The organism is Streptomyces sp. NBC_01351, from assembly GCF_036237315.1.
Lineage (GTDB): Bacteria > Actinomycetota > Actinomycetes > Streptomycetales > Streptomycetaceae > Streptomyces.
In genome coordinates, this window is the sequence record NZ_CP108356.1 from 6,307,946 (window position 1) to 6,329,944 (window position 21,999).

A 21,999-nucleotide genomic window follows, 5' to 3' on the forward strand; every position below is an offset into this window, starting at 1 on the left:
AGCCGGTGTCGGCCGTCCGTCACCAGGCCGCCGCCTCCAGCACCCGTTCCGCGATCCACGTCACCGGCCGGCCGTCCGTGGCCACACGGACGGTCCCCGGCGGCGAGTCCCGCTCCAGCACCGCCGCCGCCCGCCGGCTCCGCACGATGTGGACCGTGAGCTGCGAGCCGATCTCCCGCCGGGCCGGCCGTTCCCGCACGGTCTCCTCCCGCGCCGTGAGCAGCACGCACGTCGTCCGGATCGGGACGGCGCCGGGGACCGGGGCCCCGTCCCCGGCAATGGCCCGGTGGATCAGGGCAGGTCGAGGATGCTCACGGTGTTGGTGTAGACGAGCCGGCGCTGCCCCGGCGCCGTGTGGTTCGCCCACACCGAGGCGAGATTGCGTTCGGTGATCCCCGCGCGGTCCGGGTCGCCCTCGGGGGCCGGATGGATCTGGTCCAGGAGGTCGCCCTCCATGTAGCAGTGCGCGGTCCCGCGCCGGCGCAGCAGTTCCGAGACCTCCCAGCCGGCGGTGGAATTCCCGACGCCCGACCGTCCGCCGATGAGGAGCACTTCGTATCCGGTCATGACCCGTCAGCGTGGCAGAGCCCGCGCAGGCCCACCAGGTCGTGGACGGGCGGGTGCCAGACGGTTCTCATCTCGCCCTCGCGTTGCTACGGTGCGTCCGCCCTGACGCCCTATCAGATTCCGGAGGCCCGGCATGCGCGCATTCATCGCCGCCGCCAGCGGGCTCGTCCTCGCGGTGCTCCTCGTCCTCGCCATCACGGCGTTCGGGGCGCCCGAAGGCAAGACCTCACCCAAGCCCCTGCTCACCACCGCGCCCGCCGCGCCCGGAAAGTAAGAGGAGGGCCCGGCCGTGCGACGCAGAGCGAGCCTTGTCCTGCTGGCCCTAGCCGTCTTCTTCGCGGCCCTCGCGCCGCTGCTGCGCTGGTACGCGTACCCGCGGCTCGCCAAGATCCCGCCGGAGCAGTACCAGGAGATGGTCCTGGAGGCGAAGGACGCGACCCTCATCGACTACAACGACGGCATGAAGCCGAAGAAGGTCGACAAGGTCACCATCGTCCAGACCCTCAAGGGCAACGTCGAGGCCTCGAAGGAGATCGAGGCCAGCGCCGGCAAGGACGTGGTGGTCTGGGACACGCTGTCCTACATCATCGGGCCGGACGGCAAGATGGTCTCCCAGATCCCCGAGCGCTACATCTTCGACGCGCACACCCAGGACCCGGTGCACGCCACCGGCGAGATGGTCGACGGGGACCCGGTCAAGCGCGAGGGCATCGAGTTCAAGTGGCCCTTCTTCACCGAGCCGCGCGACTACCTCTACTTCGACGCGCAGACCCGCAAGGCGTCGCCGATGCACTACGTCGGCCCCCGCAACCACCGCGGCATGGAGGTCTACCTCTTCGAGCAGACCGTCCCGTGGACCAAGGTCGCCATGCCCAAGAAGATGCCGATCGAGGGCATCGACCCCAGCACGATCGAGGCGGCCACCGGGACCAGCCTCTGGTACACGGTCAAGGCCAGGTTCTGGGTGGACCCGGTCACCGGGGCGCCGGTCAACGCCGAGCAGGACATCCAGCAGGAGATGCGCGGCGGCATCGCCGCCAGTGGCCCCGACGGCAAGCTCACCGCCTTCGCCGGGCACGTGACCATGCGCGAGGACTACGCCGACTACACGCTCGACCTGGTCAGCGCGAACCGTACGAAGGTCCTCACGCTCCACACCTACGCGCCGATCGGCCTCGCCGCCGGCGGGTTCGTGCTGTTCGGACTCGCGCTGTGGCTGGAGGCCCGCGGGCGGCGGGTGCGGGAGGCGGAGTCCGGCCTCAGCGCCTGAGCCGGGCGTTGGTGTGGCGGGTGGGCACGGCGGTGGCCGGGTCCTCCGGCCAGGGGTGCTTGGGGTAGCGGCCGCGGAGCTCGGCGCGCACGGCCCGGTAGCCGCCCTGCCAGAAGGAGGCGAGGTCGGCGGTGACCGCGGCGGGGCGTCCGGCGGGCGACAGCAGGTGTACGAGCACCGGCACGCCGGCCACCTTGGGGGTCTCGGCCAGCCCGAACAGCTCCTGGAGCTTCACCGCGAGCACCGGCTGCCCGTGCTCCGCCGAGTAGTCGACCCGGATCCGCGATCCGCTGGGTACCTCAAGCCGTTCCGGAGCCAGCTCGTCGAGCCGGGCGGCCTCGCCCGTGGCCCAGGGCAGCAGCCGGTTCAAGGCCTGCCCGGCGTCGATCCGCCCCAGGTCGGCGCGGCGCCGGGCCCGTGACAGCTCGGGCTCCAGCCAGTCGTCGGCCCGGTCGAGCAGGGCGTCGGCGTCCGCCACGTCGGGCCACGCACCGCCGAGCGTGCGGTGCAGGAACCCCAGCCGGGCCCGGAGCGCCTGCGCGTCGGGGGACCAGCGCAGCAGGCCCAGCCCCTCGGCGCGGAGGCCGTCGAGCAGGGCGGCACGTACGAGGGCCGGGTCGGGCCCGCGCAATGGGCGCACGGCGAGCTCGATCGCCCCGAGGCGGTGCGCGGAGCGCGCCACGAGGTCCCCGTCCTCCCAGTGGACCTCCTCGCCCTCGGTCAGGAGGTGGGCGGCCGCTGCCCGGGCGGTGTCCTCGTCGATGACGGCGGCGAGGCGGATACGGGCGGAGGCGGAGTGCGGGGGCCTGTCGGCGACGGCCACGGCGAGCCAGGGTGCGTGCCGCAGCCCGGTCCCGTTGCCGAGTTCGGCCGCGGTGCCGGAGGCCATGAGGAACGCCTCCTCGCCCTTGGCCTTGGCGACCCGCTCGGGGAACGCGAGCGCGGCGACCAGCCCGGCGGCCAGGTCATCGGGCCCGGCCCCGCCGCCGGGGCTCCGCCCCAGACCCTCCCCCAAGACTCCGTCATGGGGGGACCGCCACTCCTCAAACGCCGGAGGGGCTGGATGCTCCCGCTCGGCGGGCTGGATTGCGCGGAGCGCAATTTCAGCCTCGCCAGGGGGCACCTCCCAGCGGTAGCTGGGGGAGTTTGAGGCGCGGGGTTCGGGGCGGAGCCCCGACGGGGTCCGGGGCGGAGCCCCGGTTTCGGGAAGGGGCGGGGTGGGGGAGAGCCCCGCAGGGTCCTCGGCGGCCGCGCGCTCCAGCCGGCGGGCCTCCGCGCGCCAGCGGGGCGCATAGCCGTCGCCGCCCGCGCGGGCCCGCCGCCAGGCGCCGGCCAGGTCGTCCCCGTACTCCCGCGGCGGCTCCTCGCTCAGCAGCGCCACGACCTCCGCCGCACGCCGGGCGCCGATCGCGGCGGAGCCGTCCAGCAGCGCCCGCGCGAGCCGCGGGTGCAGTCCGAGCCGGGCCATCCGCAGCCCCCGCGAGGTCGGCCGCCCCGCCGGGTCCACCGCGCCGACGGTCACCAGCACCTCCCGCGCGGCCGCCATCGCACCGGCCGGCGGCGGGTCCGGCAGCGCCAGCCCCGTCGCGTCCGGGTCGCCCCAGCACGCCGCCTGCAGGGCGAACTGCGCCAGGTCGGCGATCCGGATCTCCGGCGCGGGGAAGGAGGGCAGCCGCCCGTCCTCGGCCTCCGACCAGCAGCGATACACCGCCCCCGGGGCCTCGCGCCCGGCCCGCCCGGCCCGCTGGCGCCCGGCCGCGCGTGAAGCCCGTACGGTCGCCAGCGCGCCCAGCCCCCGGGCATGGTCCACGCGGGGCTCGCGGGCCAGCCCGGAGTCCACGACCACCCGCACCCCCGGCACGGTCAGGCTCGACTCCGCGACGGCGGTGGAAAGGATCACCCGGCGGTGGTCCGAGGCGGTCAGCGCCGCGTCCTGCACGGCCGCGGGGGCCCGGCCGTGCAGCTGGAGCACCTCCGCGTCCACCCCGCCGAGCTGCCCGGCCACCCGGGCGATCTCCCCGACACCGGGCAGGAAGCACAGGACATCGCCGGAACGTTCGGCCAGCGCCCGCCGCACCACCGACGCCACGTGCGTCAGCTGCGCCGGATCCACCCGCATCCCGTGCGGCGGCCGCACCGGCCGGGCCGGCGGCGCCCACACGGTCTCCACCGGGTACGAGATGCCAGCGGCCTCCACCACCGGGGCGTCGCCCGGACCGCCGTGACCGAGCACCCGGGCCCACCCGGCCGCGTCGGTCGTCGCCGAGGCGGCCACGAGCCGCAGCTCCGGGCGCAGGGTCTGCCGTACGTCCAGGAGGAAGGCGGCGACGGTGTCGGCGTCCAGGTGCCGCTCGTGGCACTCGTCGAGGACGACCACGTCCACACCGGCCAGCTCCTGGTCCCGCTGGAGCCGCTGGAGCAGCACGCCGGTGGTGACCACCTCCACCACGGTCCCGCGGCCCACGACCCGCTCCCCGCGCACGGTGAAGCCGACCGAGGCGCCGACCTGCTCGCCCAGCAGCCACGCCATCCGCCGCGCCGCCGCCCGGGCGGCGATCCGGCGGGGCTCGGCGACCACGACCCGGCGCGTCGGCCCGCCCCCGACGAGGCCCGCGAGCACCAGCGGCACCAGCGTGGTCTTGCCGGTGCCGGGCGGGGCGCAGAGCACCGCCGCGCCGTGGCCGTCGAGGGCCGAGGCGAGCGCGGGCAGGGCCTCCCGTACGGGAAGGGAATCGAGGGCGGCCTGGCGGATCAAGGGATCAGTCCCTCTCGCACACGAAGATCGCGGTACCGGGGATCAGGTTGCCGCGCAGCGGGGACCAGCCGCCCCACTCCTGGCTGTTCCACGCGGGCCACTCCGGCTCGACCAGGTCGAGCAGGCGGAAGCCGCCCGCCACCACGTCGCGGACCCGGTCGCCGAGGGTGCGGTGGTGCTCCACGTACACCGCGCGGCCCTGCTCGTCCTGCTCCACGTAAGGGGTCCGGTCGAAGTAGGAGGCGGAGACGGACAGCCCCTCGGGCCCCGGCTCGTCGGGGAAGGCCCAGCGGATCGGGTGGGTGACGGAGAAGACCCAGCGGCCCCCCGGCCGCAGCACGCGGCGGACCTCGCGCATGACGTTCACGGGGTCGGCGACGAAGGGGACGGCACCGTAGGCGGAGCAGGCCAGGTCGAAGGAGCCGTCGCGGAAGGGCAGCCTGCCGGCGTCGGCCTCCACCAGCCGGACCACCGGCACGTCACTGCCGCCGATGCGCAGGGCGTGCTGGAGCTGGCGGTGGGAGAGGTCCAGGGCCACCGGGCGGGCGCCCCGAGCCGCGAGCCAGCGCGAGCACTGGGCGGCGCCGGCGCCGATCTCCAGGATGTCCTTGCCCTTGAGGGAGGCGGCGGGGCCGAGGAGGGCCGCGTCCGCCTCGTCCAGCCCTTCCGGACCCCATACGAAGCGGTCGTCGCCGAGGAAGGCGCCGTGCTCGTTCTGGTACTCGTCGGCGTTGCGGTCCCACCAGCCGCGGCTGGCCCGGCTGCTCTCCGCTTCCCCCGCCTCACGCCGCGTGGCCTCGGCGTCGTCCTCCGGGCCCGGATCGGCCTCGGGCGCGTCTTCGGGGGCGTAGTCCTCTTGGTTCATGGGGCCCGTCGTCGTAGTGTGCGGATGTCTGTGGATGGATGTACGTGGGCCGCGCGGACGTGGACGGGTGTCCGCGAAAACGTGTCGGGAGGGCCATCAAGCCCTTCCCACCCACGAATTGTGCCGGATATGCGGCGATCTGCCGGGGGTGTGCGCCTTCGCGCATTGACCCTGTCCGGCAGCCCCCGTATGCTACAAGTTGCGCTGCGAGCCTGTGCTCCTCAGACCTAGCAGGCTGCGCTTGCTTCTGTTGATGTCCCCTCGGTTTTCGAGGCCCTACCGCTTCTGCGGATTCGGGCTTCCTTGGCTGTCCGGCTTCGGCAGATGCCGATAAGGGCTCCCGGCGTAGCAGTACCTACGACTTTCTGTCCGTAACCGGAGCCCTTTCCCACATGACGAGCAGCACCGAGACCACCGCCACCACCCCTCCGCAGGTAGCGGTCAACGACATCGGCGACGCGGACGCGTTCCTCGCGGCGATCGACGAGACGATCAAGTACTTCAACGACGGCGACATCGTCGACGGCGTCATCGTCAAGGTGGACCGGGACGAGGTTCTCCTCGACATCGGTTACAAGACGGAAGGCGTGATCCCGAGCCGCGAGCTCTCGATCAAGCACGATGTCGACCCGAACGAGGTCGTCAAGGTTGGCGACGAGATCGAGGCCCTGGTTCTCCAGAAGGAGGACAAGGAAGGCCGTCTGATCCTGTCCAAGAAGCGCGCGCAGTACGAGCGCGCCTGGGGCACGATCGAGAAGATCAAGGAAGAAGACGGCATCGTCACCGGTACCGTCATCGAGGTCGTCAAGGGTGGTCTCATCCTCGACATCGGCCTCCGCGGCTTCCTGCCGGCCTCCCTCGTCGAGATGCGTCGCGTCCGCGACCTCCAGCCCTACGTGGGCAAGGAGCTCGAGGCGAAGATCATCGAGCTGGACAAGAACCGCAACAACGTGGTCCTGTCCCGCCGTGCCTGGCTCGAGCAGACCCAGTCCGAGGTTCGCCAGACGTTCCTCACCACCCTGCAGAAGGGTCAGGTCCGCTCCGGCGTCGTCTCCTCGATCGTCAACTTCGGTGCCTTCGTGGACCTGGGCGGCGTCGACGGTCTCGTCCACGTCTCCGAGCTGTCCTGGAAGCACATCGACCACCCGTCCGAGGTTGTCGAGGTCGGCCAGGAAGTCACCGTCGAGGTCCTCGACGTCGACATGGACCGCGAGCGTGTCTCCCTGTCGCTGAAGGCGACGCAGGAAGACCCGTGGCAGCAGTTCGCCCGGACCCACCAGATCGGTCAGGTCGTCCCGGGTAAGGTCACCAAGCTGGTTCCGTTCGGTGCGTTCGTCCGCGTGGACGAGGGCATCGAGGGTCTGGTCCACATCTCCGAGCTGGCCGAGCGCCACGTGGAGATCCCGGAGCAGGTCGTCCAGGTCAACGACGAGATCTTCGTCAAGGTCATCGACATCGACCTCGAGCGTCGCCGGATCTCGCTGTCGCTGAAGCAGGCCAACGAGTCCTTCGGTGCCGACCCGGCGTCGGTCGAGTTCGACCCGACCCTGTACGGCATGGCCGCGTCTTACGACGACCAGGGCAACTACATCTACCCCGAGGGCTTCGACCCCGAGACCAACGACTGGCTCGAGGGCTACGAGAAGCAGCGCGAGGCCTGGGAGACCCAGTACGCCGAGGCGCAGCAGCGCTTCGAGCAGCACCAGGCCCAGGTCATCAAGAGCCGCGAGGCCGACGAGGCCGCCGCTGCCGAGGGCGCTGCCGCCCCGGCCGCCGGTGGCAACGCCGGTGCGGGCATCTCGGGTGGTTCGTACTCCTCGGAGTCGGACGAGACCTCCGGCGCCCTGGCGTCGGACGAGGCCCTGGCCGCGCTCCGCGAGAAGCTGGCCGGCGGCCAGAGCTGATCGCAGCGCGCATCACGCCTCCGGGCGTGAGCCGAGCTGGTTGAGTTGAACGGTGAGGCCCGTCCCCTTCGGGGGGCGGGCCTCACCGCGTTTCCGGTTTCGCCCCGGTTTCCCAACTGGGGAATGGCGGGGCCGCTTTGGACGTTCTTCCAGGAGAACGCTGCGAGGGAGGAGTGGTGACGGTGCTTGATCCACAGGGTTTGTACGAATGGGACGCCAAGGGCCTGGCGGTGGCCGACCTGGCGCTCACCCAGGACTCGGCCGGGCTGGTCATGCTGTACCACTTCGAGGGGTACATCGACGCAGGTGAGGCGGGGGAGCAGATCGTCGAGAGGCTCCTGGACACCCTGCCCCACCAGGTGGTGGCCCGCTTCGACGCGGACCGGCTCGTGGACTACCGCGCCCGCCGTCCGCTGCTCACCTTCCAGCGCGACCACTGGACGGATTTCGAGGAGCCCCGGCTGGAGGTCCGGCTCGTCCAGGACGCCACCGGAGCCCCCTTCCTGCTGCTCTCCGGCCCCGAGCCGGATGTGGAGTGGGAGCGGTTCGCCGTCGCCGTCCGGCAGATCATCGAGCGCCTCGGGGTCCGGCTGTCGGTCAACTTCCACGGCATCCCCATGGGCGTCCCGCACACCCGCCCCGTGGGCATCACCCCGCACGGCAACCGGACCGACCTCATGCCGGGCCACGTCAGCCCCTTCGACGAGGCGCAGGTGCCGGGCAGCGCGGAGTCGCTGGTCGAGTTCCGGCTGGCCCAGGCCGGGCACGACGTGCTGGGCGTCGCCGCGCACGTACCGCACTACATCGCCCGGTCCTCGTACCCGGACGCGGCGCTGACGGTGCTGGAGGCGATCACGGCGGCGACCGGGCTGGTCCTGCCGGCGGTGGCGCACGCGCTGCGGACCGAGGCGCACCGCACCCAGACGGAGATCGACCGGCAGATCCGGGAGGGCGACGAGGAGCTCGTCACCCTCGTGCAGGGGCTGGAGCACCAGTACGACGCGGCCGCCGGCGCCGAAACCAGGGGCAACATGATGGCCGAGCCGACGGAGATCCCCTCCGCGGACGAGATCGGCCGCGAGTTCGAGCGGTTCCTGGCGGAGCGCGAGGGCGAGGGCTGACGCAGGGGGCTGTGGCCGCCGTACGGGCGGGGTCTAGGCTGCGGGCATGCTGAAAGTGGGCCTGACGGGCGGAATCGGTGCCGGTAAGAGCGAGGTCTCCCGGCTGCTGGCGGGGTACGGGGCGGTCATCGTGGACGCCGACCGGATCGCGCGGGAGGTCGTGGAACCCGGCACGCCCGGGCTCGCGGCCGTCGTCGCCGCCTTCGGGGAGTCGGTACTGACCCCCGAGGGGACGCTGGACCGGCCGAAGCTCGGCTCCGTCGTCTTCGCGGACCCGGCAAAGCTCCAGACGCTGAACGCGATCGTCCACCCGCTGGTCGGGGCCCGGTCGGCCGAGCTGGAGGCCGCCGCGGGGGCCGACGCGATCGTGGTGCACGACGTACCGCTGCTCACGGAGAACGCCCTGGCCCCGCTCTACGACCTGGTGGTCGTGGTGGACGCGGCGCCGCAGACGCAGCTGGCGCGGCTCACCGCACTGCGCGGGATGCCGGAGGCCGAGGCCAAGGCGCGGATGGCCGCGCAGGCCACGCGGGAGCAGCGGCTCGCGGTGGCGACCCTCGTGATCGACAACGACGGGCCGCTGGAGGCGCTGGAACCGCAGGTGCGCAAGGTGTGGGAGGAGCTCACGGCGCGTGCGGCGGAGGCAGGGGAAGCCGCCGCGGCCGGGGAAGTGGCGGAGACAGGGGAAGTGGCGGAGGCCACGGAGGCCCGGGCGGCGGCGCTGCCTGACGTGTGCATGGAATAGCGGGCGGGGCGGGGGCGTTGAACGCGCCCGTAGAGGGAAGGAACACACCGTGTCCGACACCACGCGCCCCACACCGCCGGCCAGCCCCGAGACCCACGTCATCGACTACCGGGCGGCCGAGCAGCTGCTCGCCGCCCGCGACCCGCGCGGAGCGGTGAAGCTGCTCGACTCGGTCATAGCGGCCCACCCGGAGAACACGGCGGCCCGGCTGCTGCGGGCCCGGGCTTTCTTCGCGGCGGCCCAACTGCGACCGGCGGAGCTGGAGTTCGAGCTGGTGCTGGAGCGGGAACCGGACAACGCCTTCGCCCACTACGCGCTGGCCCGCACCCACGAGCGCTCCGGGAAGCCCGAGCAGGCGCGCAAACACTTCCGGCTGGCGGCGGCGCTCGACCCACAGCCGGAGTACCTGGAAGCGGCCCGCTTCGAGAACTGAGCCCAGAGTACGGAGCCCAGAGTCCGGAGCCCGTTCTCAGCGGTCCTGCGGGGGCTCGTACGGCGGGATGTCCCGTCCGGGCTGGTAGTGCGGCCCCTGGCGGATGTGCCGGACGACCACGGCCAGGTCCACCGCGGCCAGTACGAAGACCGCCGCGCAGGCCGCGGCCCACCCGGGACGGCCGGCCACCGAGAAGGCGGCCGCCCCTGCGGCGGACCAGATCAGCCCCCACGTGCTCAGCCAGAACCGCAGCCGCAGCGGACTACGGGCGGTCACCGGCTCGTTCCCGGATCGCATGCGCATCGCCTCTCGGTTCCATGGTCCCACCGGAGGCGTGGTGGGCGCCGGGGCGGTGCGCGCAGGGTGGTTCCTTTCAAGGGTTGAGCTTGTTCACGGCCGTCGTGGTCGTCCGGCGGAAATCGGCGACCGGGGCGTGGGACAGGTTGCCCATCTGCCCCCACTGCACGACGGTCACCGTGGAGCCGTCGCGTCCGATTCCGAAGAGGTGCACGCCGGGCTCGGACTCGGGGAGCGAGGTGTGGACCCCGTAGACGTGCGCCCCCTCCTCGACCGGGAGCGTTCCGTAGTCCTCCCAGGAGGCGGTGCCGCCCGGGGTGACCCGCAGCCAGTCGGCGGCGCAGGCCGCGAGCTGCCGCTCCAGCGCACGGACGAGCTTGGCGGCGGCCGCGGGGGTGGCCGACCGTACGGAGAGCTGCATGGCGCCGGTGTCGAACTCGGTGCCGAAGTCGCGGTGCCAGCTGCCGGCCGCCGGGAGCCCGCTCTCCAGACAGATCGGTCCGAACTCGGGCAGCCCCTTGGTGACCTCGCCGGCGTACCAGGGGGACGTGGGGTGCGGCGGCAGGTCGGTGCCGTCGACGAACCCGGGGGCCGTGGGGGCGGCCGTGGCGGCCGAGGTGGCCAGCGCGGGCGTGAACAGGAGTGCGGCGGCCGCGGCGAGGGCGGCGGTGGTGCGTCGGACTGAGGTACCTCGAAACATGTGCGGTCTCCCCGTGGGTGCTCGTTCTTCGTGCTTCGTGTGTACGGAGCCTCTTCCCCGGGTGGGCCGCGCGGCGACGGATTGCGGCGAAGTCGGGACAGTGGAATGCCCGTACGGGTCGCAACCTGGGGGAACACCCCTGGCATGGAACGGAGTCACGGGACGGCCGAGGCGGAGAACTTCGCACGGCTGATGCGGGAGCTGAAGGAACGCGCCGGGCTGAGCTACGGGGTGCTGGCGCGCCGGCTGCACACGAGTACGTCGACCCTGCACCGCTACTGCAACGGGGAGGCGCTGCCGGTGGAGTTCGCGGTGGTGGACCGCTTCGCGCGGGCCTGCGGGGCTTCGGCGGGGGAGGCGGTCGAACTCCACAGGGCGTGGCTGTTGGCGGACGCACGGCGGCGGGCGGGGGCGGGGGCTGAGGCGACGGCTGGCGCGGAGCCGGTGCCGGTGCCGACGGTTGTCGTGGCGCCGGCGCCGGAGTCGGCTGGGCGGGGTCCCTGGTACCGGCGACGGGCCGTCGTGCTCGGGGCGGCGGGGGTGACGGCGGCCGCGCTGGCGGTGACCGTCGCGGCGGTGGCGGCGGGCGGGTGGGGGGCGGCTCAGGCCGGATCGGCGCCACCGGCGGCATCAGCTTCCGCTACCCCTTCCTCTTCCGTGTCGGGACCGTCGGCGCCGTCGCCTTCGGGGTTGGTTCCGGTGCCGCCGTCGGCGTCGGGGGCGGCACCGGAGTCGGGGTCGGCGCCCGCGCCGGGGTCACCGCCGGTGTCCGGGCCGGCGTCGAGTGCGCCCGCTCCCGTCCCGGTCAAGGCGGCCGTACGCGCGCACGTGTGGGCCGCCGGATGCGATCACGCGTACCTCGTCGAACGGGGACCCGGGGCGGTGCCCGCGCCGCCCGTGGAGGCGGACGCGCCCGCCTGGGCTGCGGCGCAGCGGGCCGTGCACGCCGGGACGCAGATCGTGGAGGTCACCGTGCACGGCACGGGTGCGGGCACGGGCGCCGTGGTGCTGGAAGACCTGGAGGTACGGGTGGCCGCCCGGCGCACCCCGCCGGCCTGGAACGTCTACCAGATGTCGCAGGGCTGCGGCGGGGGACTCACCCCGGCCGCGTTCTCCGTCAACCTGGACGCGCCCCGCCCGCTGGTACGGCCCGTCGCCGGGAACGGCACCGGGGGGCCGGTGCCGGCCCCGGCCTTCCCGATGAAGGTCTCGGCGGCCGAGCCGGTCGTCCTGCGGGTGGAGGCCACCACCACGGGCTGCGACTGCGACTGGTCGCTCGACCTGCGGTGGACCGGCCCTTCCGGCTCCGGCACCCTCCGCATCGACGACGGCGGCGGCAGGCCTCTGCGCACCAGCGCCGCGACGGGGCGGCCGGTGTACGGCTACGCGACGGAACAGGGCCGCTGGGGGCGCTGATCCGGCAGGTCAGCGGCGTTGTCAGTGCCCACGCCTAGACTCGTCGGCAGAAGAGATCGCCATCGGCCGGTCGGTTCCACAGGGAGGGGGAGGTCGTGACACCACAGCCGCAGGCGCGGACATTCGCGCAGCAACAGCAACAGCAACAGCAACAGCGGGCGCAGCCGCAGGCGCTGCTGCGTCACGCCGCCGTCTTCCTGCCGGCCGCCGTCCCCCGCGAGGGCCGGGTCGCCTTCTGGGCTCCCGACGGGGACCCCCTGCCCGCCGCAGGTACGCCGACGCCCCTCGCCGTGGTACGCCCGCACGGTGACGGGGTCCGCAGCCGGACGGTGCCCGCGGTGACCTTCTCCGTGGCGTCCGCCCTGCCGCTGCTCGCGCAAGCGCCCCGGACCCCCGCTGCGCATCCCGCCACCCGCGCCTGGGGCACCGCCGCCACGCAGGCGCTCACCCTGGCCGCGCGCGGCCGCCTGTTGCCGGGGCTGACCCCCGAGGGCATGGACGCCTGGCGTGCCGGGCCGCTCGACGCCGCCGATGTCGACCACCTCCGCGCGGTCGCCGCCGCGCTGCCGTACGAGGGGTACGCGACGCCGCTGGCCGGCCGCCGCCCGCTCCAGCTGCCCGAGCCGGAGGCGCTGGTCCGCGCCTTCCTCGACGCCGTCGCCGACAGCCTGCCCCGCACGCCGGCGGCTGCCGTGGCCGCCGGCCGGCCGTTCGCGGCGCGGGAGCCGCAGCGGGTGGCCGGGATGCAGGAGTGGGCCGCGCAGGTCGCGGCCGGGTCCGACACCGGTGTGGGGATCTCGCTCCGGCTCGACCTGTCCTCCTTCAGCCTCTTCGACGAGGCCGAGGGAGATGACACCCGCCGCGCCGGAGCCGCCGTCGTCCAGGTGCACAGCCTCGCCGATCCGACGCTGGTCACCGACGCCGCGCAGCTGTGGGCGGGTACGGCGGCCGCCGGTTTCGGGCCGCGCGCCCGGATCGATGCCGTGCTCGCGCTGCGCCGGGCCGCCCGGGTGTGGCCGCCGCTGCTGCGGGTGCTGGACCAACCCGTTCCCGATGCCCTCGCCCTGTCCGATCCGGAGCTCGAAGACCTGCTGGGGGTGGTCGCGAGCCGGCTGGCGGGCGCCGGGGTCCTGGTCCACTGGCCGCGCGAGTTGGCTCGTACGCTGTCCGCGACCGCCGTCGTACGCTCCACCGCGCCCGGATCCGCGACGGACGGCACCGCCTTCTTCGATGCCGAGCACCTCTTCGACTTCTCCTGGGAGCTGGCGCTGGGCGGCGACCGGCTGACCCCGGGGGAGATGGATGCGCTCGCGCAGGCGCACCGGCCGGTCGTGCGGTTGCGGGACCAGTGGGTGCGGGTCGATCCGGAGCTGGTGCGCAGGGCGCGCAAGCGGTCGCTGGGCGTGCTGGATCCGGTGGACGCGCTGGCCACCGTGCTGACGGGGACGGCCGAGGTCGACGGAGAGCCGGTGGAGGCCGTTCCGGTGGGGGCGTTGGCCGCCCTGCGGGAGCGGCTGACGGGGGAGTTGGCCCCGCTGCCGCAGCCCGCCGCGCTCAAGGCCACCCTCCGCGACTACCAGGCGCGCGGCCTGGCCTGGCTGGACCTGATGACCTCGCTCGGCCTCGGCGGCTGCCTCGCCGACGACATGGGCCTGGGCAAGACCGTCACCCTGATCGCGCTGCACCTGCACCGGGACCGCCCCGAGCCGACGCTGGTGGTGTGCCCGGCCTCGCTGCTGGGCAACTGGCAGCGGGAGATCGAGAAGTTCGCCCCCGGTACGCCCGTGCGCCGCTTCCACGGCGGCAGCCGCAGCCTCGACGACCTGACCGCGCCGGCCGGCGGGTTCGTGCTCACCACGTACGGGACGATGCGCGCCAGCGCTCCGCTGCTGGCCGAGCAGAGCTGGGGCATGGTCGTCGCCGATGAGGCCCAGCACGTCAAGAATCCGCATTCGGCGACGGCGAAGGCGCTGCGCACGGTTCCGGCGCCGGCCCGGGTGGCGCTGACCGGTACCCCGGTGGAGAACAACCTGTCCGAGCTGTGGGCGCTGCTCGACTGGACCACCCCGGGGCTGCTGGGCCCGCTCACCACCTTCCGGGCCCGGCACGCCCGCCCGGTGGAGCACCAGCAGGAGGAGGACGGCGGCAATGAGGAGGCTGTCGCCCGGCTAGCGGCGTTGGTCCGTCCCTTCCTCCTGCGCCGGAAGAAGTCCGATCCGGGCATCGCCCCCGAGCTGCCGCCGAAGACGGAGACCGACCATCCGGTCTCGCTCACCCGTGAGCAGGTCTCGCTCTACCAGGCCGCGGTGGACGAGGCGATGGCCGTGATCGAGGCGAGCGAGGGCATGGAACGGCGCGGCATGATCATGAAGTTGCTGGCCTCGCTCAAGCAGATCTGCAACCACCCCGCGCAGTACTTGAAGGAAGAGCAGCCGCGGATCCCGCACCGTTCGGGCAAGCTCGCCCTGCTCGACGAGCTGCTGGACACGATCCTCGCCGAGGGCGGGTCGGTGCTGGTCTTCACGCAGTACGTGACGATGGCCCGGCTCATCGAGCGGCACCTGGCGGCCCGGGGGATCTCGCACCAGCTGCTGCACGGGGGTACTCCGGTGCCGCGCCGCGAGGAGCTCGTGGACCGCTTCCAGGCGGGTGAGGTCCCGGTCTTCCTGCTCTCCCTCAAGGCTGCGGGCACCGGCTTGAACCTCACCCGCGCCGGGCACGTCATCCATTTCGACCGCTGGTGGAACCCGGCCGTCGAGGAGCAGGCCACCGACCGTGCCTACCGGATCGGCCAGACCCAGCCCGTGCAGGTCCACCGGATCATCGCCGAGGGCACCGTAGAGGACCGGATCGCCGAAATGCTGGAGGCGAAGCGGGCGTTGGCCGATGCCGTCCTCGGCTCCGGCGAGGCGGCGCTCACCGAGCTGACCGACCGTGAGCTGGCCGACCTCGTCTCCCTGCGGAGGCCCGCATGATCACCGCGCGCGACGACCGCCGCCGCACCTTCGAGACGGTGCCCGCCGGAGTGGAAGCCGTCAGCTGGTGGGGCCGGGCCTGGGTGTCGGCCCTGGAAGGGGCGTCCCCGGACGCGGCCCGCTTGGCCCGGGGCCGTACGTACGCCGAGGAAGGGCACGTCGACGCGGTCACGGTGACCCCCGGAAGGATCGTGGCGTACGTACGGGGGAGCAGGGCCCGCCCGTACCGCACCGAGCTGTCGCTGCCCGCCTTCGAGGACGCGGAGTGGAGGGAGCTCCTGGAAGCCGTGGCGGCCGACCCGGCGGCGCTGGCGGCCCTGCTGGAGCGGGAGGTTCCGCAGTCGCTCGCTGAGTCCGTGCTGCCCGGCGCGGGCGAGCTCGTCCCGCACTGCTCCTGCCCGGACTTCGGACGTCCGCCGTGCAAGCACGCGGCGGCCCTCTGCTACCGGGCGGCCCGCCTCCTCGACACGGACCCGTTCGTCCTGTTGCTCCTGCGCGGCCGGGGCGAGCGCGAGCTGCTCGAAGAGCTCGGCCGCCGCAGCGCCGCCCACGCCGCGCGGGAACAGCCGGACTCCGCCCCGGACTTCCCCGGCGTCCCGGCCCGGGCGGCGCTCGCGCGTACCGTCCTGCCGCCGTTGCCCGCGCCGCTCGCCGCGCCCGCCGAGGTCGGGATGCCGCCCGCCTACCCGGCCGACCCCGAGGCCCCCGACCCGCTCGCCCTGGACCAGCTCGCCTCCGACGGGGCCGCCCGCGCCCTGGCCCTCCTCACCACCGGCGAGGACCCGATCGCCGGGCTCACCCTCTGGCACGACGCCGTCCGCCTCGCCTCCGCGCACCCCACGGCCGGCCTCACGGGGGCGGCCCGCACCCTCTACCGGGACCTGGCCCGTGCCACCGGCCGCACCACCACCGACCTCGCACGGGCCGCCGCGGCCTGGCGGCAGGGCGGCCGCCCCGCCCTCGCCGCCCTGGAAGAGCCCTGGGACCCGCCGGCCGGCCCCTTCGACCGCGCCCGCCCGGCCCTCCTTGCCGCCGCCCAGGGCTCCTTCCGCCCCGACCGCAACCGCCTCACCAGCGGCAACCGTCAGCTCCGCCTGGGCCGCGACGCCCTGTGGTACCCCTACGAGTCCCGCCTCATGGACGAGGACTGGTGGCCCACGGGCCGCCCTTCCCCGGACCCGGTCACCGCTCTGCTGCGCTGAGACCGGTGGCCCAGCGGGTCAAGGTGGTGAAGTCGCGGTCGCGGAGGCCGCGGCGGGGGTGGATGCGCAGGAGGAGGGCCGGAGCCGGGTGGTTGGCCGCGACCCAGGCGCGGTCGAGGGGGGTGATCATGTCGTCGACCCAGGCGAAGGGGCGGCCGGCCGCCCAGTCGACGAGGGCGCGGGTCTTCCAGGACAGGCCGTCCGGGTCGTCGACGAAGAGTTCGGGCCATTCGACGACGGGGAGATCGCCGGGCAGCCCGATGTGCGGGGCGATGAGGGTGTTGGCCTGGTGGGTCCAGGCGGTGGCCCAGGCGAGTTCGAAGGGCAGGGCCAGCAGCCGGGCCCCGTGGGTGGGATGGAGGCGGACCCGCGCGCCACGGCGGGCCTTGCGCGAATCCGGGTCGCGGTAGGCCAGCCAGACGTCCGGTCGCATCCGGTGGCTCGTGTATCCGCGCAGGCCGGCGCTGAGCGACCGGAAGGGGTTGAGGGGGCCGTCCACATCGAGGAGGAGCACGGGGCGTTCGGTCATGAAATAGGGACTACCCAGTACACGATGGAGTGAAATGCCTACCGGCTCTATAACCCGAACGGGTTCAGAGCGTTGTCTCCGGTGCGGGTGCAACACCCGCGGACTCCTCCGGAAGGCAGGGAAGCTGATGCGTCACAGTCGTCGGAATGGCTTGATCGCGGCGGTGGTTGCGGGAGGTGGGCTGGCGGTCGCGGGTGTGAGCGGTTTCGCCCATGCCGATGCGGACGCGGGCGGCCGCGCCGAACGCTCGCCCGGGCTGCTGTCGGGGAATCTGGTACAGCTGCCCGTGCACGTCCCGGTGAACGTGTGCGGGAACACCGTGAGCGTGATCGGCGTACTCAACCCGGCCGCCGGGAACCGCTGTTCCAACGAGGCGCCCGGAGGTGGTGGCGGGCATCCGCAGCCCCGGCCCTCGCATCCGTCGCCCCCCTCGAAACCCGGGGCCGGGTCCGGGGCCGGTGGCGGCGCTTCCGCCGATGGCCGAGGAAAGGATTCGCCCGGTGTGCTGTCCGGCAACGGCCTCCAGCTTCCGGTCGACCTCCCGCTGAACGTCAGCGGCAATTCCGTGAACGTCGTCGGCGTCGGCAACGCCTCGCACGGCAACACCTCCGTCAACGGCACGACGCCCGGCGAAGCCGAGCCCGTCCTGCCGCCCGCCACCCAGCGGCCGGTGACCCCGCCCGAGCCGCCGCGGCAGCTGGGGGCGCTCGCCCACACCGGCTCCGACGGCGTCGGCTCGCTGCTGCCCGGTGGCGGGGCCCTGCTCCTCGCCGGGGTGCTCCTCTACCGCCGCTTCCGCCTCAACTAGGCGGTGTACGGGGGCGCTCGCGCCACCCGTCCAGGACGGCGTCGATCCGCGCGGCCAGCCGGGCCCGGGCCGCGAACCGCGGGACCCCCGCCATCAGCAGGGCGTCGTACTCGGTGTCGGTGTGCCGCACGGCCGCCCGTACCGCGACGGAGACCGCGAGTTCGTCGAGGGCCCGGCCGGCCGCGGTGCGGCCCACCCGGCCGCTGCCGCGCAGCGAGGCGTGCGTGGCGATCGCCACGGCCCGATCGGCCGGGCAGCCGGGGAACAGCCGCACGATCTCGGCGGCGAAGGCAGCCGTGAACCGGGTGTCCTCTGCCGCGCGCCGCACCCGGTCGCGCTCCCGGCGCCGGGCCCGTGCCTCGGCGTCCGCGAGACAGGCGCGCTCCGCGTCGGCGAGCGCGGCGTCCTCGACGAACAGCCCCTGGCGCTCGTAGCGGCGGCGGCGCTTGTTGAAGCGGACGACGACGGCGGAGAGTGAACTGGCCTCGCGGGACCGGCGGGTGAGCGCGGCGTCCCCCCGCGGCAGGTACACCAGATGCCCGAGATCGGCGCAGTCCAGGCAGCGCGGCACGCCGGCCTCGCGCACGAGGTGTCGCAGGGGGCCCTGCCGGCACTCCGCGCAGTGGATCTGCTTCGCGGACTCGAACACCACCAGGCTCATACAGGTGTGATACCGCCTCAGGGCCCTCATATCACCTGACAAGAAGCGGAGTTTGATGTTTCGCCGACTCTTCCTCGATCCCGTGCCGCCCTTCTACCGTGAGGCGGTGGTCCACAACCGGGCCGCGGAGGAGGGCACATGGCCGCACTGCAGGTGAGGGCCCCACGGCCACGTGCCACACCCAGACCGCTGGGCCGGGAGATCGTCATCCCGCCGGGAGGCTGCACCGGCTGGCACTTCCACCGCGTCCGGCTGGATGCCGTGGTCCTGGCGGGAATCCTGACCCGGGTCCTGCACGACGGCACGGTCGAGGTGCACCCGGCGGGGACCTCCTTCGTGGAGCCGGCCGGCATCCGCCACATCCACCTGGGCCACAACCTCGGCACCGAGCCGGTCGTCCTCCACGTCGTCCCCGCGAGCCCTGAGGGAACCCCCTTCTCCATACCCACCCCGGCTCCGTCCGGAGTCACCCGGGCGGTCTGCTGCGGGCAGGCTCGCTGACAATGGAAGCGTGCAGCTGGAAGCGATCACCTGGCAGCGGATGGCCGAGCGGCTCGCCGGTCACCTCGACGACACCCCTGACCGGGGGAGTTGGCAGCGAGTCGGCATCGACGGGGCACCCGCCGCCGATACCGGTGTACTCGCGGGGCACCTGACCGAGGCGCTGCGGCTGCGCAGCCGGCCCGCGGTGGTGGTCCCGGCGGAGGGGTTCCTGCGGCCGGCCTCGCTGCGCTTCGAGTTCGGGCGCGAGGACGTGGACTCGTACCTCGGCGGCTGGTACGACACCGCCGCGCTCTGGAGGGAGGTGTTCGGGCCGACGGACCCCGGGGGGAGCGGGCGGGTCCTGCCGGACCTCTGGGACCCGGTGACCGACCGCGCGACGCGCAGTCCGTACGTCGAGCTCCCGCCCGGGGGTGTCCTGATCGTGCACGGGCCGCTGCTGTTGGGGCACTGGTTCCCCTTCGACCTCAGCGTGCACATCCGGCTGTCCGCGGGGGCGCTCGCGCGTCGGACGGAGGAGTCCGCGCGCTGGACGCTGCCCGCCTTCGCCCGGTACGAGGCCGAGACGGAGCCGGGGGCGGTGGCCGATGCGGTGGTCCGGGCCGATGATCCCCGACACCCCGCTTGGAGCGGGCTCCGGGAACGGTAGCGCTGCGCTGCGCGGATGCGGATGCGGATGCGGATGCGGGTGCGGGTGCAAGGCCGAGGCTGCGGGTGCCGCTGCGCGGAGCTGCTCCCCGCCCCGCCCTTCCTCCGTTCCCCGGGGCTCCGCCCCGGACCCCGCGCCCAAGCGTCGGCGGGGCTGGGGGTGGCGGCTTCGCCCCGGACTCTGCGCCCAAGCGTCGGCGGGGCTGGGGGTGGCGGCTTCGCCCCGGACTCTGCGCCCAAGCGTCGGCGGGGCTGGGGGTGGCGGCTTCGCCCCGGACTCTGCGCCCAAGCGTCGGCGGGGCTGGGGGTGGCGGCTTCGCCCCGGACTCTGCGCCCAAGCGTCGGCGGGGCTGGGGGTGGCGGCTTCGCCCCGGACCCTGCGCCTCAAACGCCGGCGGGGCTGGGGGTGGCGGCTCCGCCCCGGACCCCGCGCCCAAGCGCCGGTGGGGCTGGGGCGCGGGGGTTCGGCTCTGGGTCTCGGGCTGCGAGTGGCGGTGGGGCTGGGGGTGGGGCTTGGCCCCGGGCCTCGGGCTTCGAGCCCCGGCCGGGTTGGGGGTGGGGGCCTGGCCCAGGACCCCGCGCCTTAGGCGGCGGCGCGGTGGGGTGTGTTCGGGCGGGGGCCGTGGCGGACTTCGTGGGGTAGGGGCGGTGGGCAGGGGTCTTGCCGGTCACGGCGTCGGGCGGCCGCCCAGTCGGGTTACCGCCAGGGCCGCGGCGCGGCAGCCCGCGCGGGCCGATTCCGCCGGGTCGGCGCCGGACAGGCGTGCCGCCAGGAAGCCGCCCGTGAACGCGTCCCCGGCCCCCGTGGAGTCCACCGCCTCGGCTGGTTCCGCCGGGATCTCGGCGGTGATCCGGCCCCGCTCGGCGACGAGTGCCCCCGCCGCGCCCCGGGTCACCACCACCAGCGGCACCCGCCGGCTCAGCTCCACCGCCGCCCGGGCCACCCCCGCCGGTTCCGGGAGCCCCGCCAGCAGCCGGGCCTCGTCCTCGTTCGGCAGCAGTACGTCGACCCCCGCCACCGCGTCGAGGAACCGCCGTGGCCCCAGCGCCGCCAGGAACCCGGCCGATGCGGGGTCCACGCTTACCGGCACCCCCCGGGTCCGGGCCGCCCGCAGCGCGACCAGGGCCAGCTCCCGGCTGGTGTCGGCGAAGAAGAGGTAGCCGGACAGGTGGAGGTGGGCCGCCCCGTCCAGCAGCGACGAGGTCCAGTCCGCCGGACAGAGCCGCAGCGCGGCCCCGCTGTCGGTCAGGAAGGTCCGCTCCGCGTCCTTGCCGACCAGCGCGACCACCGTCCCGGTCGGTTCGTCCGGGTCCACCACCAGCCGCGGCCGCACCCCCGCCGCGAGCAGCGCCTCCTCGTGCCAGCGCACCGAATCCGCGCCCACCCGCGCGAGCAGCCGGACCTCCGCGGCCCCCGTACGGGCCGCCCAGCAGGCCGCGTTGGCCCCGGCGCCGCCCGGCAGGGTCCGGATGCGGGCGGCCGTGTCCGTGGCCGGAGCCAGCGGCTCCGAATGCACCGCGACCACATCCGTCACCACGTCCCCGACGACGACCAGCGCCCCCGCCCCGCTCACCCCCGCCCCGCTCACGCCCGTGCCGCCCAGGCCCCCGCGATCCTGGCCCCGAGCCGCACGTTGCCCCGCACCGCCGCCAGGTTCGCCTCCAGCGAGGCCCCCTCGGTCGCCCGTACCAGGAACCCCAGCAGGAACGGAGTCACCGCCTGCCCCGTGATCCCCCGCTCGCGGCACTCCGCGAGCGCCTCCGCCAGCACCCGGTCGTGCAGCTCCGGATCCAGCTGCTCCGCCTCCGCCACCGGATTGGCCACCAGCAGCGCCGACTCCGGTCCGCCCAGCGCGTCCTGGGCCGCCATCACCGCCGCGACCTCCTCCGGCCGGTCCACGGTCCAGTCCACCGGCTCGCCGGAATCGGCCAGGTAGAAGCCGGGGAAGCGGCGCGTCCCGTACCCGAGGACGCCCACCCCCAGCGTCTCCAGCCGCTGCAGCGTGGCCGGCACGTCCAGGATCGACTTCACCCCGGCGCACACCACCGTGATCCGCGTCCGTGCCAGCAGCGACAGGTCCGCCGACTCGTCCTGCGTCTGCGCCCATTCGCGGTGTACGCCGCCCAGCCCGCCCGTGGCGAAGACCCGCAGGCCCGCCCGCGCGGCCAGGAAGGCAGTCGCCGACACCGTCGTCGCGCCGGTCGCACCCGTGGCCAGCGCCGGCGCCAGGTCCCGGTGTCCGAGCTTGCGGACCCCGTCACCGCCGGCGATCCGCTCCAACTGCCCCTTGTCCAGTCCCGCGTGCGCCACCCCGTCCACGACCGCGATCGTTGCCGGAACGGCGCCCTCCGATCTGACCAGCGCCTCCAGTTCGAGGCCCACCGCCAGATTGCGCGGGCGGGGCAGGCCGTGCGCCAGGATCGTCGACTCCAGGGCCACCACGGGCCCGCCCCGCGCGAGTGCCTCGCGTACCTCTTCCGACAGGACCGGGCCGACCGGCGGGGACGCGGCTGCTGTGTGCTGTGACATGTCCCCATCCATGGCACGGGATTGACGCCCCCAAACACGTTCCCGCCACTCCCGCCCCAGGCTGTCCGAGTA

19 protein-coding genes and 2 pseudogenes are annotated in these 21,999 nt (G+C 74.1%); 12 read left to right on the plus strand and 9 right to left on the minus strand.

Going from position 1 to position 21,999, the window contains the following annotated elements:
• Positions 1-19: 19 nt before the first annotated feature.
• Positions 20-567 (minus strand): annotated as a pseudogene (locus OG625_RS29095) (hypothetical protein).
• Positions 568-700: 133 nt separating this feature from the next.
• On the opposite strand from OG625_RS29095, the gene OG625_RS29100 reads away from it, so the two are divergent.
• Both OG625_RS29100 and OG625_RS29105 read left to right on the plus strand, forming a co-directional pair.
• The gene (locus tag OG625_RS29100; RefSeq protein ID WP_329386914.1) at positions 701-841 is read left to right on the plus strand and encodes an SPW_0924 family protein; all 141 of its coding nucleotides are present in this window, start codon (positions 701-703) and stop codon (positions 839-841) included.
• A gap of 15 nt (positions 842-856) precedes the next feature.
• On the plus strand, positions 857-1,837 hold the full coding sequence (locus tag OG625_RS29105; RefSeq protein WP_329386916.1) for a DUF3068 domain-containing protein: 981 nt from the start codon (positions 857-859) through the stop codon (positions 1,835-1,837).
• On the opposite strand, the gene OG625_RS29110 is transcribed toward OG625_RS29105, so the two are convergent.
• Entirely contained in the window at positions 1,827-4,592 is a 2,766-nt protein-coding gene (locus OG625_RS29110; RefSeq protein WP_329386918.1) for an ATP-dependent RNA helicase, read from the minus strand. The two genes, OG625_RS29105 and OG625_RS29110, sit on opposite strands and share 11 nt — an antisense overlap.
• Before the next feature lie 4 nt (positions 4,593-4,596).
• Positions 4,597-5,457, minus strand: coding sequence for a class I SAM-dependent methyltransferase (locus OG625_RS29115; protein ID WP_329386920.1), 861 nt, complete (start codon positions 5,455-5,457; stop codon positions 4,597-4,599).
• A 392-nt stretch (positions 5,458-5,849) separates the two neighbouring features.
• Between OG625_RS29115 and rpsA the strand changes: the two genes are divergently transcribed.
• From rpsA to OG625_RS29135, 4 genes and pseudogenes are all read left to right on the plus strand, one after another.
• Positions 5,850-7,361 carry a 30S ribosomal protein S1 gene (gene rpsA, locus OG625_RS29120; protein WP_329386922.1) on the plus strand — a complete coding sequence of 504 codons (1,512 nt, stop codon included), beginning with the start codon at positions 5,850-5,852 and terminating at the stop codon, positions 7,359-7,361.
• Between the two features lie 182 nt (positions 7,362-7,543).
• On the plus strand, positions 7,544-8,482 hold the full coding sequence (locus OG625_RS29125) for a PAC2 family protein (RefSeq protein ID WP_329386924.1): 939 nt from the start codon (positions 7,544-7,546) through the stop codon (positions 8,480-8,482).
• A 46-nt stretch (positions 8,483-8,528) separates the two neighbouring features.
• Positions 8,529-9,122 (plus strand): annotated as a pseudogene (coaE, locus tag OG625_RS29130) (dephospho-CoA kinase); the annotation flags it as partial.
• 154 nt (positions 9,123-9,276) lie between these two features.
• On the plus strand, positions 9,277-9,660 hold the full coding sequence (locus OG625_RS29135) for a tetratricopeptide repeat protein (RefSeq protein ID WP_329386927.1): 384 nt from the start codon (positions 9,277-9,279) through the stop codon (positions 9,658-9,660).
• A 36-nt stretch (positions 9,661-9,696) separates the two neighbouring features.
• Here OG625_RS29135 and OG625_RS29140 read toward each other — a convergent pair whose 3' ends face one another.
• Positions 9,697-9,957 (minus strand): DUF6343 family protein, encoded by a 261-nt coding sequence (locus tag OG625_RS29140; RefSeq protein ID WP_329391054.1) that lies wholly within the window; start codon positions 9,955-9,957, stop codon positions 9,697-9,699.
• A gap of 76 nt (positions 9,958-10,033) precedes the next feature.
• On the minus strand, positions 10,034-10,657 hold the full coding sequence (locus tag OG625_RS29145; RefSeq protein WP_329386929.1) for a hypothetical protein: 624 nt from the start codon (positions 10,655-10,657) through the stop codon (positions 10,034-10,036).
• A 144-nt stretch (positions 10,658-10,801) separates the two neighbouring features.
• Here OG625_RS29145 and OG625_RS29150 point away from each other — a divergent pair, with 144 nt between their 5' ends.
• The 3 genes from OG625_RS29150 (at position 10,802) to OG625_RS29160 (ending at position 16,250) form a co-directional block, all read left to right on the plus strand.
• Positions 10,802-12,073, plus strand: a complete 1,272-nt coding sequence (locus tag OG625_RS29150) for a helix-turn-helix domain-containing protein (RefSeq protein ID WP_329386931.1) — start codon at positions 10,802-10,804, stop codon at positions 12,071-12,073.
• A 173-nt stretch (positions 12,074-12,246) separates the two neighbouring features.
• Complete coding sequence (locus OG625_RS29155) at positions 12,247-15,048, plus strand: SNF2-related protein (RefSeq protein ID WP_329391056.1); 2,802 nt, start codon at positions 12,247-12,249, stop codon at positions 15,046-15,048.
• Positions 15,045-16,250 (plus strand): SWIM zinc finger family protein, encoded by a 1,206-nt coding sequence (locus OG625_RS29160; RefSeq protein WP_329386934.1) that lies wholly within the window; start codon positions 15,045-15,047, stop codon positions 16,248-16,250. Before OG625_RS29155 ends, OG625_RS29160 begins: the two co-directional genes overlap by 4 nt.
• Here the strand turns inward: OG625_RS29160 and OG625_RS29165 are convergent.
• Positions 16,231-16,779: a hypothetical protein gene (locus OG625_RS29165; protein WP_329386936.1), complete on the minus strand. Its 549-nt coding sequence runs from the start codon at positions 16,777-16,779 to the stop codon at positions 16,231-16,233. The two genes, OG625_RS29160 and OG625_RS29165, sit on opposite strands and share 20 nt — an antisense overlap.
• A 196-nt stretch (positions 16,780-16,975) precedes the next feature.
• Here OG625_RS29165 and OG625_RS29170 point away from each other — a divergent pair, with 196 nt between their 5' ends.
• Complete coding sequence (locus OG625_RS29170; RefSeq protein ID WP_443067796.1) at positions 16,976-17,587, plus strand: chaplin; 612 nt, start codon at positions 16,976-16,978, stop codon at positions 17,585-17,587.
• On the opposite strand, the gene OG625_RS29175 is transcribed toward OG625_RS29170, so the two are convergent.
• Entirely contained in the window at positions 17,580-18,248 is a 669-nt protein-coding gene (locus tag OG625_RS29175) for a DUF2293 domain-containing protein (protein WP_329386940.1), read from the minus strand. The genes OG625_RS29170 and OG625_RS29175 overlap by 8 nt on opposite strands.
• A 138-nt stretch (positions 18,249-18,386) precedes the next feature.
• Between OG625_RS29175 and OG625_RS29180 the strand changes: the two genes are divergently transcribed.
• Both OG625_RS29180 and OG625_RS29185 read left to right on the plus strand, forming a co-directional pair.
• The gene (locus tag OG625_RS29180; protein WP_329386942.1) at positions 18,387-18,749 is read left to right on the plus strand and encodes a cupin domain-containing protein; all 363 of its coding nucleotides are present in this window, start codon (positions 18,387-18,389) and stop codon (positions 18,747-18,749) included.
• Between the two features lie 10 nt (positions 18,750-18,759).
• On the plus strand, positions 18,760-19,398 hold the full coding sequence (locus tag OG625_RS29185; RefSeq protein WP_329386944.1) for a uridine kinase: 639 nt from the start codon (positions 18,760-18,762) through the stop codon (positions 19,396-19,398).
• Positions 19,399-20,065: 667 nt separating this feature from the next.
• Here OG625_RS29185 and OG625_RS29190 read toward each other — a convergent pair.
• A complete protein-coding gene (locus OG625_RS29190) occupies positions 20,066-20,986 on the minus strand; it encodes a carbohydrate kinase family protein (protein WP_329386946.1) in 921 nt (306 codons plus the stop codon).
• A complete protein-coding gene (locus tag OG625_RS29195; RefSeq protein ID WP_329386948.1) occupies positions 20,983-21,927 on the minus strand; it encodes a pseudouridine-5'-phosphate glycosidase in 945 nt (314 codons plus the stop codon). The genes OG625_RS29190 and OG625_RS29195 overlap by 4 nt, the downstream gene beginning before the upstream one ends.
• Between the last annotated feature and the right edge of the window lie 72 nt (positions 21,928-21,999).